Origin of the sequence: Silvanigrella sp., assembly GCF_044369315.1 — a bacterium.
In the GTDB taxonomy this organism is placed as follows: Bacteria; Bdellovibrionota_B; Oligoflexia; order Silvanigrellales; family Silvanigrellaceae; genus Silvanigrella.
On sequence record NZ_JBIPMD010000067.1, the window covers coordinates 1 to 14,976 of the forward strand.

General features: G+C 28.4%; 15 protein-coding genes and 1 pseudogene. 10 read left to right on the top strand and 6 right to left on the bottom strand.

All coding sequences use genetic code 11. The features are described from left to right. Positions 1-97 precede the first annotated feature (97 nt). The 6 genes and pseudogenes from ACIQ56_RS07500 (at position 98) to ACIQ56_RS07525 (ending at position 3,312) form a co-directional block, all read left to right on the top strand. The gene (locus tag ACIQ56_RS07500) at positions 98-307 is read left to right on the top strand and encodes an SGNH/GDSL hydrolase family protein (protein WP_397600451.1); all 210 of its coding nucleotides are present in this window, start codon (positions 98-100) and stop codon (positions 305-307) included. Between the two features lie 105 nt (positions 308-412). Beyond that, positions 413-688 (top strand): hypothetical protein, encoded by a 276-nt coding sequence (locus ACIQ56_RS07505; RefSeq protein ID WP_397600452.1) that lies wholly within the window; start codon positions 413-415, stop codon positions 686-688. Between the two features lie 10 nt (positions 689-698). Then, positions 699-926: a hypothetical protein gene (locus tag ACIQ56_RS07510; RefSeq protein ID WP_397600453.1), complete on the top strand. Its 228-nt coding sequence runs from the start codon at positions 699-701 to the stop codon at positions 924-926. Positions 927-1,097: 171 nt separating this feature from the next. Next, positions 1,098-1,898, top strand: coding sequence for a hypothetical protein (locus ACIQ56_RS07515; protein ID WP_397600454.1), 801 nt, complete (start codon positions 1,098-1,100; stop codon positions 1,896-1,898). After that, entirely contained in the window at positions 1,877-2,350 is a 474-nt protein-coding gene (locus ACIQ56_RS07520) for an SUMF1/EgtB/PvdO family nonheme iron enzyme (protein ID WP_397600455.1), read from the top strand. The genes ACIQ56_RS07515 and ACIQ56_RS07520 overlap by 22 nt, the downstream gene beginning before the upstream one ends. Next, positions 2,347-3,312, top strand: a pseudogene (locus ACIQ56_RS07525) (L-histidine N(alpha)-methyltransferase). Before ACIQ56_RS07520 ends, ACIQ56_RS07525 begins: the two are co-directional and overlap by 4 nt. Positions 3,313-3,595: 283 nt before the next feature. Here the strand turns inward: ACIQ56_RS07525 and ACIQ56_RS07530 are convergent. Further along, complete coding sequence (locus ACIQ56_RS07530) at positions 3,596-3,727, bottom strand: hypothetical protein (protein WP_397600456.1); 132 nt, start codon at positions 3,725-3,727, stop codon at positions 3,596-3,598. Between the two features lie 223 nt (positions 3,728-3,950). On the opposite strand from ACIQ56_RS07530, the gene ACIQ56_RS07535 reads away from it, so the two are divergent. The 4 genes from ACIQ56_RS07535 (at position 3,951) to ACIQ56_RS07550 (ending at position 10,409) form a co-directional block, all read left to right on the top strand. Further along, positions 3,951-4,148 (top strand): hypothetical protein, encoded by a 198-nt coding sequence (locus ACIQ56_RS07535; protein ID WP_397600457.1) that lies wholly within the window; start codon positions 3,951-3,953, stop codon positions 4,146-4,148. Next, positions 4,145-7,078, top strand: coding sequence for a lantibiotic dehydratase (locus tag ACIQ56_RS07540; protein ID WP_397600465.1), 2,934 nt, complete (start codon positions 4,145-4,147; stop codon positions 7,076-7,078). The genes ACIQ56_RS07535 and ACIQ56_RS07540 overlap by 4 nt, the downstream gene beginning before the upstream one ends. Positions 7,079-7,091: 13 nt before the next feature. Further along, positions 7,092-8,381, top strand: coding sequence for a lanthionine synthetase C family protein (locus ACIQ56_RS07545; protein WP_397600458.1), 1,290 nt, complete (start codon positions 7,092-7,094; stop codon positions 8,379-8,381). A 372-nt stretch (positions 8,382-8,753) separates the two neighbouring features. After that, a complete protein-coding gene (locus tag ACIQ56_RS07550) occupies positions 8,754-10,409 on the top strand; it encodes an amidohydrolase (protein ID WP_397600459.1) in 1,656 nt (551 codons plus the stop codon). A gap of 7 nt (positions 10,410-10,416) precedes the next feature. Here the strand turns inward: ACIQ56_RS07550 and ACIQ56_RS07555 are convergent, their stop codons facing one another. The 5 genes from ACIQ56_RS07555 to ACIQ56_RS07575 form a co-directional block, all read right to left on the bottom strand. After that, complete coding sequence (locus ACIQ56_RS07555; RefSeq protein WP_397600460.1) at positions 10,417-11,157, bottom strand: hypothetical protein; 741 nt, start codon at positions 11,155-11,157, stop codon at positions 10,417-10,419. A gap of 18 nt (positions 11,158-11,175) precedes the next feature. After that, positions 11,176-12,207, bottom strand: coding sequence for an anthranilate phosphoribosyltransferase (gene trpD / locus ACIQ56_RS07560; RefSeq protein WP_397600461.1), 1,032 nt, complete (start codon positions 12,205-12,207; stop codon positions 11,176-11,178). Further along, positions 12,197-13,279 (bottom strand): alpha/beta fold hydrolase, encoded by a 1,083-nt coding sequence (locus ACIQ56_RS07565; RefSeq protein ID WP_397600462.1) that lies wholly within the window; start codon positions 13,277-13,279, stop codon positions 12,197-12,199. Before ACIQ56_RS07565 ends, trpD begins: the two co-directional genes overlap by 11 nt. Positions 13,280-13,281: 2 nt before the next feature. After that, complete coding sequence (glmM, locus tag ACIQ56_RS07570; RefSeq protein WP_397600463.1) at positions 13,282-14,631, bottom strand: phosphoglucosamine mutase; 1,350 nt, start codon at positions 14,629-14,631, stop codon at positions 13,282-13,284. A 13-nt stretch (positions 14,632-14,644) separates the two neighbouring features. Next, positions 14,645-14,976 (bottom strand): CdaR family protein (locus tag ACIQ56_RS07575; RefSeq protein WP_397600464.1); only part of this gene is annotated, 332 nt, incomplete at its 5' end.

Here is a 14,976-nt window from a genome sequence, read left to right on the forward strand (position 1 = left end):
GTAAGCTCAATCGCCCCTTGCTTGAATTCGCTTGTATACCTTCTTTTGGTTAACACCATTTCAACACCTCTTTCCTATAAGTTTTTTTCGGATCTGGGTGTCTACTTTCTTAGGGGAGGATCATCCTAAAATTGGTATAGATGATATTGTTATTGTTTCAATTGGTGGAAATGATATTTTGTCATCTATATATTCTGGGCATACGGATAATATTGATAAAGCAATAGATAGTATCATTGCAAATTTAAACTCTCTGTATATAAAAGGAGTGGGTAGTTTTATAGTTTCAAATGTCCCCGATTTTTAGAAGACCCCTTTATTTTATAACACCTCTTATCAAAATAAGAATCAAAATTTCTCGGTTATATTTAATGAAAAAATCAATGAATTTAAGCAAAATAAAACAGACGTAATGATAAAAATATTTGATTTATATAAAGCAGTTAATGACAGTATAGATCGAACAATAAATAAAAAATATTTCTCAATGGTTAACAAAATAGTCAGTAAAAAAAATAAAGATAAGATAAGTAATTTTAGAGAAAATATTTCTGAAGAAGAAAGGAAAAATATAATATCTGATTTAAAAAAAGATATGGATGAGATTATAGAAGAAAAAAAACATCTAAAGGAATATTATAGAGAAACAATAACTAAAAATTATTGCTTGAAAACATTTTTACATTAGATAATTCTAAATGAATAAATTTTTGTCTGAAAATATATTTAAAATTCCAAATGAGAATTTTCAATTTAATGATCTTTTAAATGTATCTTTGAAGTCTGGAAATTTATTTAAGTATATCGATGAGTGTAATTCTAGTAATCAGGATAATTATTTTTACTTCGATGCTTTACATGGTGGCAAAGATGCTAATAAAGAAGTTGGTAAATTAATGTCAAGTGGTTTTTATTTTATTGATTGAAATAGAATATTAAAAATAAATTGATTTTCTTATTATCAAAAAATAAAAATTTACACTGCAAGATTATGAGTAGCTTAAATTTTAAATAATATAAAATTTAATTGTCATCTTATAAAGTATGATTTATAAAAAAAAAAATCTGTGGTGTTCATTTTAAAGTAAGGTCAATCCATGAGTGATGAACTTTTAGAATATTATCAAAAGACACGCACGATCTCAGAGAGCATCTGCAAGCCTTTATCTGTAGATGTCCTTGAGAGTCAGCCTATCGAATTTACAAGTCCTCCTAAATGGCATCTTGGACATACCTCTTGGTTTTTTGAAGAATTTATTTTGAGACCCTATTTCAAAAATTATAAACCAATTGATGATTTTTACCGATTCGCTTTTAATTCCTATTATAAAAGCCAAGGCACACATTGGCCTCGGTCTACGCGGGGGCAAATTTTACGACCAAACTTTTGTGAAGTTATGGAATATCGTCGTTTCGTTGATGATCACATTTTTCAACTTTTATTATTTTCAGATAGTCATGATGTTAAGACAAATATTATTTTGGGAATTCATCATGAACAGCAACACCAAGAACTTCTTTTAATGGATATTAAATATATTTTAAGTAAATGTTTTTCAAGTGAATTGTATCATAATAAAAAGTCTTTTATTAAATCGGAAAGTTTTGCTCTCGAATATTTAAATTTTGAAGGCGGTATTGTCGATATAGGAGCAGACTCTAAAATCAAATTTTATTTTGATAACGAAGCTCCCGAGTTTAAATATTTTCAATATCCCTATTCTCTTGCAACAAGGCCTATAAGTAACAGAGAATATCTTGAATTTATAAATTATGGAGGTTACTCGAATCCTTTATTGTGGAAATCAGACGGATGGGATTATATCCATACTACTAAAGATTTATCTCCTCTCTATTGGGAAAAAAAAAAGATGGTGTGTGGTTTGAATATACTTTAAACGGTTATTTTCCACTTGAGCTTGACGCTCCTGTTTGTCATATCAACTATTATGAAGCCGATGCCTTTGCAGAGTGGAGTGGAGCGCGTTTACCCACAGAATTTGAGTTGGAACTTTCTTATAAAAGTAAATACTTTTCTAGTTCTACCTGTGGTTTTTATGAGTCCGAAAATTTTCATCCTATTATTAAAAAATCGACAAATTGTTTTTTTGGTCTTACAGGAAATTTATGGGAATGGACAAACAGTGCTTATTCTCCTTACCCAGGTTATCAGCGCCCAAAAGGAGCTTTTGGAGAATACAATCAAAAATTTATGGTAAACCAAATTGTTCTTAGAGGGGGAAGCATTGTTACTCCTCAATCTCATTTCAGACCTAGCTATCGCAATTTTTTTTATCCGTCTCAAAAATGGGCTTTTACGGGATTACGACTCGCAAAGGATATAAAATGAAAATAAATAACGCAGAGAATTTTTTGGAATGTGATTTTGCAAGAGATGTAAAAGAAGGATTAAGTAAAAATTTAAAAGAAATTCCTAGTAAATATTTTTATGATCAAAAAGGGAGTCTTCTATTTGATCTCATAACGGAACAAGAAGAATACTATTTAACTCGAATGGAAAAACATATTTTAGAATTTCAATTTTGTGAACTGGAACAACTTGTTTCGCAAATTGACGAAATTGTAGAGTTTGGACCTGGTGATGGATCGAAAGCCGAAATTATTTTGAAACAATTTCTAAGATGGAGACCATTAGGTTTAAATTATAAGGCTGTTGATATTAGTCTTTCAGCTATAAAACATTCCTTAAATCGTCTTAGTAAATTTCGAAATTTAAAACTAAGTTCCCACATTGGAGATTTTAGTTCCTTTAAATTTTCGACAAATAATAGTGGACGCTTATTTCTTTTTTTGTGATCGAGTATTGGCAATTACGAATCAAATCAAGCTGTGAATTTTCTTAAAGAAATAAGTTTACTTATGACAAGTAAAGATTTGTTAATTATTGGTTTTGATAAGAAAAAAGAAATATCTAAATTAATAGCTGCATATAATGATTTAGCAGGATTGGCTCGAGAATTTAATTTGAATTTAATGGATAGAATGAATACAGAGCTTGGCGCAAATTTTGTTAGAAATAATTTTTCGCACTTTGGCACATACAATCCTATGATAGGTGCAATGCAGAGTTTTCTAATATCAGAAAAAGTTCAAAAAATTTATTTTAAAGTTTTAAATGAGTCCTTTCAGTTTGATATGGGAGAAGCGATTCATGTTGAAAATTCTTTTAAATATTCTGATAAAGATATTTTAGACATTGCAGAAAGTGCAGGATTTACAATTGTTCGTAATTTTGAAGATGAAAAAAAAATGTTCACGGATTCTATTTGGAAAGTAAAAAAATTTAATTAACAATTATTATAAATTTTTATCATAATCATAAGTAGAAACTATATCTCAAAAAAAATCACTAATTTTTAATACATTTTTTTAATAAATATGTATTTTTTATTTATAAGAATAATATTGAAAATAAAATAATAAATTTTATTTAGAAAATATATTTTTTAAAATATATCGTCAAATTTTTGGCTTCAAATTAATTATTTTAAAGATTACATTTTATTATCAATGACTTTTTTCTATTAAAGAATAAAAAATTCATTGATAGTATCTTTATTTAATTTCCAATTTTTTAAGGAGTCATTATGTCATTTATTTCAGAAAATAACAGTGAAGACCTATTTGATATTGATTTTTCTGTTTCTTCAATTGAAGCGCCAGACTCAGTTGCTAATGCTTTTACTGCTTCATATGATTCATACATACTCTGTCCATAATAAAAAATGAAGGTATTTAAATTTTTATAGTAAATACTACCATTTTTTTAAATTATCAAAAAGAATTTTCTCATTTATAGATAAAATTTATACCATAAAATATAATTCATCATTATTTCAATTTTTAATTCACAAATTTATTTAAATAGCATATCATTTCAAAATTAAATTTAAGCAGTCCATTTGATAATATCATATTAGGAATCAAATATGTATCAATCTAGCTCTTTTTTTATGTTACGGAATCCTATTTTTCCAATAAATTACTTTATTGATTATATTAATAGCAAAGAAGATATTTTAGAATATCTTTTAAAACAAAGTTATTATCTAAAATTTAAAGAATCCATTTTAGTTTCAAGTAAATCTCTTTTTGATAGTTTAATTTTTATGAAAATTCAAAAATAAATGACTCAAGAAAATTGGAACAATTAAAAGCAGGCCTATTAAAATATTTTTCAAGAGCATGCACCAGATCTACACCTTACGGCTATTTTGCTTCTATTAAAATGGGTTATTTTTCTGAATGTCAAAACTTAAATGTCGATAGCAATCTGTATTATAAGTCCGTTCGACCTGATATGGAATGGATACATAAATTTATTAAAAATATAGAAGAAAATATTACTATTCTTCCAAATTTAAAAATAAAATTAAATCAAACAACATATATAAATGGTGATAGAGCATATTTGCCATACTCTTCTAATACTATGACTATTACAAATGTAGAAAATTCTAAAGCACAATTAAATGAAGATATTTCGATTAAGTGTACTTCTCTGGTTCAATTTATATTTGAAATTTTAAAAAATGATATGGAAGTTAACATATTAATAAATAAAATAAAAGAGAAATTTAAATTAAATGAAGAAAATAAAATATATGCACTTCTTCAAGAATTGATCCAAAATGGGTTTATTATAACAGAACTTAAACCTATAATGGGAAAAACAGATATTTTATCTTCTTTAATATCTAAGGTTTCTTTATTTTCTTCACAAAAAAGCAATTATGAATATTTGGTTAACTTAAGTTTAAAAATAAATTCTTATTTAAAATTAAAAATTGGTGAAGGAATAGAGGAACTAAATGATATCATAGTTGAAATGCAAAAATTATATTTTGTTAAAAATCCTCTTCAAATTGATATTTTTCAGAAAACAAAAGAACAAATTACTATCGAGCATGAAAATGTTTTTAATTTGAAAAAAATTACAAATTTTCTATTGAAATTTTCTAATTATTATAATGGTTTTTGGCAAATTCGTGAATATCATAGTGAGTTTTTAAATAAATACGGATTTGCACAAGAAGTTGGTATTAAAGAACTTCTTGATGAAAATATGGGGCTTGGCGCACCTGCTAATTATAAATTTCCAAAAAGTTTTCGTAAAATAAAAAATAAAGAATCTCAAAATGATATGATTTTGAATTATTTTTTTGATAAAATAACTCAAAGTAATTTTAAACAATCAGAATGTATTCAAATATCTGAACAAGATTTAAAGCGTTTAGATATCAAAGAAAAAAAATTAGATAATATACCAGACACTATAGAAATATATGCAAATATTTTCAATGACAAAGAAGCAAATAGAAATAAAATATCACTTTCTGCTATACAAAACACTTTTACAACATGCTCTACTTTTGGCAGATTCACAAATTTGTTTTCGGAACAAAATAAAATTGATATTTCTAATTATATAAGAGAATTGGAAATAAAATATCCTGATACTTTATTTTGTGAGCTTATTTTTTCGCCAACATCTATTAGAAGTAGCAATGTCGCTTTGACAGAAAGTTATTGGAGTTATCGAATTTATTTAGATTCTTTTGCAGATGGTGACAAATGTAATTTGAATTTAGAAGATATTGTTGTTTGCGCAAATAATAAAAGACTTTATTTTAAATCTCTTCAATATCAAAAAGAAGTTGTATTTGTTGCATCTCACATGCTTAATTTTCAAAATGCACCAAATATAATAAGATTTATGAGAGAAGTGAGTTATGAAAAAGAAATTTTTTGGAATCATTTTCCTTTAAGTGAATTTTCTAATTTTACTTATATTCCAAGAATTGAGTATGAAAATATTATAGTAACACCAAGAACTTGGAAACTTAATTTATTAGCACTGAAGGAATTTAAAATTGATTTTGAAGTTCAAAAAGACTTTACACATACTTTTTTGTTATGGAAAGAAGCCTGGAAAGTTCCTGATTTTGTAAATGCTATTCACTCGGATAATAAAATTTTATTAGATTTAAGAAAAGATTTTCATATTCAAGAATTAAAAAAAGATTTTATTCGAAATGAAAAATTAATCTTGCAAGAAAATTTAGAAATACAATTTTGTAATTTAAATAATGAAGAAAAAATATATAATCATGAAGCTGTTATTCCATTTTATTCAATTCATAATAAGAAAAATAATTTAGAAATATTAGAAAAATGTAAATCAAATAAATACAGTCGCAATTTTTATCCTGGTGGTGATTGGCTTTATTGTAAAATGTATATTTCTAACACTAGAGAAGAAGAATTTATTTCAAATTATATATATGAATTTATAAATGAAATTAAAAAAGAAATGGAAATTGAAACTTGGTATTTTATCCGTTATCAAGATCCCAAAAAGCATGTACGTTTTCGTGTCTTATTAAAAGATAAAAAAGATTATGCTAATTTACTTATGAAATTTAATTACATTTTTGAATTTCTTGCGAAAAAAGGGATACTAAATTCAAGCTCTATTGAAACCTATGAGCCAGAAATAGAAAGATATGGCGGCCCCGATTTAATGCCTCTTGCTGAAAAAATATTTATGAATGATAGTGAGATAGCCTGTATTTTAATTAAAAATAAAAAAATTATAGAAAAAGACTATTCGTTAATTTATATTTGTGCTTTTTTATCTATAGAAATATTAAATGATTTTCAGTTAAATTTTGAAGAGAAATTAAATTGGGTAAATTTGATATCAAATAAGGATAAATATATTGATGAATTTAGAGATAAAAGAAAGTTAATTACAAAATTATTTATAGATAATCATTTTATCTGGCATTGTGATAAATTATTTAAAGATTTAAGTCCTTATATAACGAAAAGAAAAGAAGAAATATTAAAGTTTTCAAACATTCTGGAAAAAAATTTAAGCTTATCTCAAGTTTATACCAGCAAAAATGCCATTATTGGTAGCATGATTCATATGCAATGCAATCGAATTTTAGGGCTGAATAAGGATAATGAAGAAAAATCAAATGCTTTTATGCTTCATACTTTGCATAGTTTAAAATTTCATATGATGAAAATAGAAACAAAACTTTTTTAAAGCGAGATATATTATGTTTCACAATATTATTTTAGAATTTGCAGAGCGGTTAGAAAATTTAAAATATTTAGACGATTATTTCATGACTTCTAATGAGCAAAAAAAATTATCCTTTATGACAACAATCGCAGAGGGGTTTCCTGCAATTTCATTATTTTATTCACAATTGAATTTAATAAATTCAAATCAAAAACATAAAAAATTATTACACTTGTATTTAGAAAAATCAATTGCAGGGTTTCAAAATAAAACTTTGAATACAAATATATCTATCTTTACTGGGATAACGGGTCTTTGTTTTGTTGTTTGGATTTCTTCTGAAAATGGAAAACAGTATCAAGGATTATTAGAAAAACTAGATTCTATTTTATTTCATTTTTTGGACTCTAGTTTAAAATCATTTGAAGAAAAAATATTTTTTATTCCAAGCGATTATGATGTTATTCAGGGCTTATCTGGAGTGATTCGTTATTTAATATTGCGAAAAAATAATAAAATTCATGAAAAATATTTAAAAAGTTGTCTTCAAATTATGATTAAAATAAGTTCAAATATCCAATATGAAAATGAAATGGTTCCGGGATGGTTTTTTACAAAAGAGGAAGGCATTTCTTATTTAGAAAGTTTTAAAGGAACATTTAACTTTGGCTTATCGCATGGAGTATCTGGAATTTTAGCCACATTGAGTATTTCTAAATTAAATGGCATTGAAATAGATGAAATGGAAAATTCAATTTATCGTATAAAAAATTGGATTTTAAAATGGACATTAAAAGATAAATTTGGAGAATATTGGCCAAATAAAATAAGTTTAGAAGAACAAATAAGTAACAAATTTATTTCAAATCAAAATATTCATTGTAGACAGGCTTGGTGTTATGGTGTTCCCGGAGTTTCAAGAAGTTTATATTTAGCAGGAAAAGCTTTAAGCGATATCGAATTACAAGAGAGAGCAGCTAAAGCGTTTTTAGAAATTGAAACTCGACCAGAAGAAGAATGGCGTTGTTTTTCTCCTACATTTTGCCATGTTTTTGCAGGTTTACTTCAAATATCAAAAAGGTTTTATGTGGATACAAAAAATGAAAACTTTCTCATCTTTGAAAAAAAATTAGAAAATAGAATTCTTGATTTTTATTTTCAAAGTAGCCCGTTACTTTTTAAAGAAAGAGAAAAAAAGGAAGATTGCCTTCAAGACTTAAAAAATATTGGAATCATTGAGGGTGCTGTAGGAACGCTTTTAAGCCTTCTTCATCCTGATCAACTAGACAATTGTGTTTGGGATTATCCGTTTTTAATATCTTAAATTTATTTAATGCAATAAATATTTCTATTATATAGTTTTTTTTAAAATTCTTGTTAATGGGAATCTTTGTATTTGTTAGGTAGTATTTTAATTAAAATATATCTTGATTATTCTTGTGAAATTATTAATTTTAATTTATATAAATTATCGAATGTTCCTTTATTTTTATCAGCAAATCATAGTATCAAATTATTTAATTTTTTTCGATTTAACTTAATACACTAGCTTTTCTTAGGAGAATATTTTGTCAAAAAAAATACTGATCCCTCTTTTATTTTCATCTTCATTAATTACAATAGAAACCTATGCAAATACTGATAAGTTTAAATGTGATGAAAAAATTATTGTATTTACAGCGGAAAAATTATTACGATGGATCCAGGATGGCCTGAAGCTAAAACTGTTGCTATCTGTAAAGATAAAATAATTTCAGTTGGTCAAAACTTACAAGATCTTGAACCTTGGACATCCAAAAATAAATTTATGATTGATAAAACATTTGAAAAAAAAGTTATCGTTCCCGGTTTTATAGATCCGCATCAACATGCATTAGCTGGTGCAATTATGCTTTCTCTTCCTAATATAGCGTATTTTGATACTCCAACACCTTATGGCCCTGACATTAAGGGGTTGGTAAATGAAAAAAAGAAAAAACCTTATGACGCCGCAATGGATAGATTGTCTCAATTTGTTATGGATATGGATAAGAAAGATAAGACCAATAAAGAAACATTATTAGTGTGGGGCTGGGATGTTCCTGCATTAGGACATTTAACCACACAAAAATTTAAAAATTATATAAATAGTGTTACAAAAAAAAATAATTTAACAACAAGACCGATCCTTGTTTGGGACGCTTCTGAACATTTTGCATATGGAAATGAATCCTTTTTGAAATTAAATAACCTAACAAATGTACCTAATGGTCAATTTTTAGGAGTGGATGCTGCTGGAAAAGCTTTACAGCCTTTAATAAGTAAAATGATTGAACCTAGCAATGATAAAGAAGCAATTAAAACGATTCATTATCTTATAGATTTAAATAGAAAAGCAGGAATTACAACAACAACAGAACATGCACTTGGGCTTGTAAATCTCGATCGAGAAGTTGATTTATTTAAAAAAGTATATACTAGTGATAATCCTATGCGTTTAATTGCAATTCCTTATCATGATAAATTTATGGAAAAATATAATTCGGTGGAAGAATCTATAAATTATGCTTTGGAATTGCAAAAAAAGAATAACGATTATTTAACTTTTAAAGGAGTTAAATTCTATTCTGATGACTCTTTTAACGGACTTACAATGCAATTAGGAAAACCAGGATATGCAACAGAACATTCAGGAATTTGGAATACAAAACCTATAGATATGTATAAAAAAATGGCTCCTTGGTGGAAAAATGGTTTTCAAATTTTTGTACATTCCGTTGGTACCGAAAGTCATGATACCATAATTGATGTTTTAGAAAAACTGCTAAATGAAAAGCCTCGCTTCGATCATCGTTTTACTTTTGAACATTTTGGAATATCTCGTGCAGATCAAATTAAAAAAATGAAAAATTTAGGCGCCAGTGCCAATGTTAATATTTATTATCTCTGGTTAAGAGGAGAAATGTATATGAAAGAGATAGGAAAAGACAGGGCAAATATGATGTCACGTTTGGGATCCTTAATTCATTCAGGAGTACCAATGTCCGTTCATTCAGATACCCCAGTCGGTCCTCCTAAGCCTCTCCTAGCTATGTCAATTGCTGTAAATCGATTAGGACAATCAGGTAAAAATGCCTTGGCATCAAATGAAAGTATTTCTGTTGAGCATGCCTTAAAAATGGTTACAATTGATGCTGCATATATTCTTGGTATGGATAATAAAATTGGTAGTATTGAAGCAGGAAAATTAGCCGATTTTACAATACTTAAAGATAATCCTTTAAAGTTTAATAAAAAAAAGATTGCTGATATTCAAGTTATTGGAACGGTCGTAGGTGGAAAATATTATCCATCAAGTGATATAAAAGAATGAGTTATTTTTAACAAACCTCAAATACAACTTTATATCCAAAGTTTCCTAGTAATTTTTTTTTATTATCATCTAATTTAGGCGCCCATGCCATCAGGTTTGCTGTTTTAGGGATGTGGTTTGCTAGTTGAATAAATAAAGTGAGATCGATATCAAAATTATTTGCTTTAAATCCTGAGACAGCAAAATAGGGTGCGTCTGTATCTAAAATGGTATTTAATTCATTTTTATTATGAAGGATAAAAATAAGTGTAAAATGATATTCTCTTGCTGTTTCAGTAAGAAGTTGTATTTGGTATTTATCTAAACCTTGGCAGTAAATAAACATGCCATCAAATCCATTTAATATAGAATCATATATTTCATATTCTTGAGTGAAAAACCCTGACCTTAAAATCATAGAGTCTTCATATTTAATAGAAATAGTTTCAATCCACTCTTCATGCAAAGGGGAAGTAAATAAACAATACATCTCTTCTTTTTGAATATTTTCTTGTTGTTCTTGTTTTAAATGAAAGAGGGTGCAAAACTCAGGATCTAAAATATAATGAGGAATGATCGAAGTTTGAGAACTATTTTTTTTATTTATTTGTTCTAATTTGTGTTCGAAATTTACTTTAATCTGATTTCTTAAAAAATAATTATCTGTTAATTTTTTTTTATCAGACAAATTACAATCATTTAATTGAAGTTCTGTTAATTTTTTTTGCTGATTTAAAAAAAACTCTAATATATTTTTTCGTTTAAACATAAAAAAATATTTTTCTCTTCATTGTTGTGAAATGGATTTCCATTTTTCAAATACATGGAGTGCTTTTCCAGATTGAATTGCTTTTCTTGCTAATTTTAATCCTTCCTGTAAATCTTGACATAATTCTGCGCACCAAAGTGTTGCTGCTGTATTTATAGCAACGGCATCCATTACTGCGGGATGTGCTTGGTTTTTTAAGACATCTAAAAGAACTTTGGAATTATATTCTATGTCTTTGCCAAGGAGATCTTTTATTTTGTGATTTTGAATTCCAAAATCGCTTGGTTTAATGACTTCGTGAGTGATTTTTCCATTTTCTAATTTGGAAATATAGGAGGCACTACAAACAGATATTTCATCTAAGCCATCTTCGCCGTGCGCTATCATTCCTCTTTTTTTATTTAATTTTTTAAGACAATTGATCAAGAGTGGTAAACAGTCTTTATGATAGACTCCAATAAATTGTCCTGTTAACGGAACAGGATTTGCTAAAGGAAATAAAAGATCAATAATTGTTTTAAATCCTAATGTTTTTCTGATATCCATTAAATGTTTTAAAGTGGGATAAAAAGTTTTAGAACTTAAAAAGGCAATTTTAAAATCTTTTATATTTTCATATGCTTGTTCAACCGTTAGAACTGGGGACAAATTTAGCATTTGAAATACATCGCTACTTGCAGATTTATTTGATATACTAACTCCAGTAAATTTTGCTACGTTTGCCCCTGCGCCCGCTGCTACAATGGAGGCTGTGGTTAATATATTTAGAGTTGTTAATCGATCTCCGCCTGTACCAGCGCAATCAACAATATGATTTAAATTAGGATCTTTTATTATTTTGTTTTTTTCTTGAATCGTTTTTAAGATACGAATGATGATATCTTCAGAAATGGGTAAAAACCGAAATCCCGTAAGAACAGCGGCAATTCTTACATCAGATAAGGTACCATCTATCATGCTATGTGTAAGTGCTTCTGCTTCATCTATTGAAAATCCACGTCCTGCAAAAACTTGTTCCATTATGGGAGAGAAATTTTTATCAATAATCATGATCATTCTCTTTGTTTTGAATTGGTGTTGTGTGATAAGAGAAACTAGCAGATAAAACGGATTGTGTAAATGGACTATTTTTAATTGATTTTAAATTTAGAAAATCATTTATTTCATGAAAACAAGTTGCAGGAGCTTCTAGGGCTAAAACATGGGCACAACCTTCAACCCATTTTGCGTTGATATTTTTAATACTCTTAGAAAGAACAATAGGTATTTTACTTGATAATAATCTGTCTTCTTTGCCCCAAAGAAGAAGAACAGGACATTTTATGTTTTTTAAATTATCGTCCACAAAATGAATTTCTTTGGTTAATTTTAAAAGATCTTTAATTCTATCATCTTTTAAATTTCTAAATAAAGAACGTTTTGCTGTTTTGCTTAATAATGGGAATCCAGTATAAGGAAACGCTTTTAAAATACCTGGATATAATTTTTGAAATTTTTTCCAACTTAAAAAGGTAAGAGTGTCTCTTAATTCAAAGGGATTTATTTTTAGGCCTGCTGGGTTCATTAAAATAAGACTGTTTACTAATTTTGGATTGGTGCTAGCAATATACATAGAAAGCCAGCCGCCTAAGCTAAGTCCACAAAGATCAACAGATTGATTTGTTGTCGTTGAAATAAATTCAATTAAAGATTCTGCATGTTGTAAAAAATCCATTACAGGATTATTTGCTTCGCTAAAACCAGACATATGAAATAAATCAGGAATTATAATTCTTCTTTTATTTTCAAACATTTTTCCTAAAATCCACCAACTTTGCGCACTGCTACCAAGTCCATGGATAAAGATAAGAGGTTTTAAATTTGAATTTGGATCGCTATCGTAATAATGTAACTGTCCAAACTTTGTTGGAATTACTTTTGATTTAAATCCTGTTACGTTAAGGATTCTTTTAAAACATTTGGATATTGTTCTATCAACTTTTATTTCTGTTGATTTTATAACATCAAGATTTTCTACCTTGCTGGCAGGGCGAATAATAAATTGAAGGAGTTTGAGTTGTAGGTATCGATTCACATCCATATTGCCAGAAAAGAAACCTAAGCTAAAATTCCTTTGGGTCATTTTTATCCAATCTCTTTTAAGAGGATTTGTTCAATTTTACTTGCCATGACCTCTATTCGGCTAAGTTCAGGTCCTTCAAGTGTAATACGAGCTAAGGATTCCGTGCCGCTATAACGTAACAAGACCCTTCCTGAAGAGCCGAGCTCATTCTCAAATTCTCTCACAAGTGATATGGTCATGTGAAGAGTCTCTAATGGTGGTTTCCTGTTCACTTTTACATTTTTTGTGATTTGTGGAAATTTTTTCATAACAGATGTGAGTTCTGAAATTTTCTTTTTGGTATGGCACATCATTTCAAGGACTTTTAAGCAAGCAATAACAGCGTCTCCCGTAGTGCTTGAGTCCAAAAAGATAAGGTGTCCAGATTGTTCGCCACCTAAATAAAAATCATTTGAGAGCATGCTTTCCATAACGTTACGATCTCCAACATTGGTTCGAACAACATGGATACCAGCATTTTCCATAGCGACATCAAAACCTTTGTTGCTCATTATCGTAACACAAACACCATTATTTTTTAATTGGTTTTGTGATTTCATTTCAAGAGCACACATAGCAATAATGTGATCTCCATCGAGAATGTTTCCTTTTTCATCTACAACAATCAATCTGTCGGCATCACCATCTAAAGCAAAGCCAATATCCGCTTTATATTCCACAACCTTTTCAGCTAAAATTTGAGGATGGAGAGCGCCACTATTTAAATTGATATTAAAGCCATTGGGATCATTATGTATACTTATGACTTCAGCACCCAATTCTTCAAAAACTTTTGGAGCTACTTTGTACCCTGCTCCATGGGCACAATCTAAAACAATTTTTTTGCCGTCTAATTTTAAATTTTTTGGGAATCTTTCTTTTAAAAATACAGCATATTGTCCAATGGCATCATCAATTCTTTTTGCACGACCCATATATTCTGAATTGACTAAATATTTTTCAAGATCAGGACTATCCATAAGTTGTTCAATATAGGACTCATCGCTATCTGGTAATTTAAATCCATTATGATCAAATAATTTAATACCATTATCATAATAAGGATTATGGCTTGCTGAAATCATAATTCCCGCATCGGCACGCATTCCTCTTGTTAAATAAGCAATTCCTGGTGTTGGTAAGGGGCCAACAAAAAGAACGTCTACTCCGACGCTGCAAAGTCCTGAAGCAATGATACCTTCAATTAAGTAACCGCTAACTCTGGTGTCTTTTCCTAAAAGAACTTTAGGGCGATTTGATCTTCTTTTTAAAGTAACGCCAAAAGATTGAGCAAGTTTTAACAAGTTAACAGGAGTCATCAATCCAGAATTCGCTTCGCCGCGAATACCGTCTGTTCCGAAATATTTTGCCATAAAATTTATGCCTTCAAGGATTAAGATGTACTGAAATGGAGTCTGGAACCATTTTAACCAAGGAGACATTCCCCGGGATTTTTAAAATGATTGGCTTGTCGTGCCATCCAGGTTTTAAGTCTGATGCATCGATAAAGACACGCACATCAGACGGATCAAGTTTATTAAGAATAACTCTTTGTCCAGAAACTTCAACGTCTATGGAGCTCGGGCGTAGTTGAAGTTTAGAAAAATTCTTTTTATTTACATTTTTAATTTCAATAGGAACGGAGCGAAAGAGTCGATTAAATTTTTTGGGACCTAAAGTAATTGCTACAACAACGCTTTTTTCAAAAGATTTGATAG

What these genes read in the sequence shown, in the direction of transcription:
- ACIQ56_RS07510 (WP_397600453.1), top strand. Translation starts at nt 699, where the DNA reads ATGAATAAATTTTTGTCTGAAAATATATTTAAAATTCCAAATGAGAAT.
- ACIQ56_RS07530 (WP_397600456.1), bottom strand. Translation starts at nt 3,727, where the DNA reads ATGTATGAATCATATGAAGCAGTAAAAGCATTAGCAACTGAGTCTGGC.
- ACIQ56_RS07515 (WP_397600454.1), top strand. Translation starts at nt 1,098, where the DNA reads ATGAGTGATGAACTTTTAGAATATTATCAAAAGACACGCACGATCTCA.
- ACIQ56_RS07505 (WP_397600452.1), top strand. Translation starts at nt 413, where the DNA reads ATGATAAAAATATTTGATTTATATAAAGCAGTTAATGACAGTATAGAT.
- ACIQ56_RS07565 (WP_397600462.1), bottom strand. Translation starts at nt 13,279, where the DNA reads ATGACCCAAAGGAATTTTAGCTTAGGTTTCTTTTCTGGCAATATGGAT.
- ACIQ56_RS07550 (WP_397600459.1), top strand. Translation starts at nt 8,754, where the DNA reads ATGGATCCAGGATGGCCTGAAGCTAAAACTGTTGCTATCTGTAAAGAT.
- trpD (WP_397600461.1), bottom strand. Translation starts at nt 12,207, where the DNA reads ATGATTATTGATAAAAATTTCTCTCCCATAATGGAACAAGTTTTTGCA.
- ACIQ56_RS07555 (WP_397600460.1), bottom strand. Translation starts at nt 11,157, where the DNA reads ATGTTTAAACGAAAAAATATATTAGAGTTTTTTTTAAATCAGCAAAAA.
- glmM (WP_397600463.1), bottom strand. Translation starts at nt 14,631, where the DNA reads ATGGCAAAATATTTCGGAACAGACGGTATTCGCGGCGAAGCGAATTCT.
- ACIQ56_RS07545 (WP_397600458.1), top strand. Translation starts at nt 7,092, where the DNA reads ATGTTTCACAATATTATTTTAGAATTTGCAGAGCGGTTAGAAAATTTA.
- ACIQ56_RS07535 (WP_397600457.1), top strand. Translation starts at nt 3,951, where the DNA reads ATGTATCAATCTAGCTCTTTTTTTATGTTACGGAATCCTATTTTTCCA.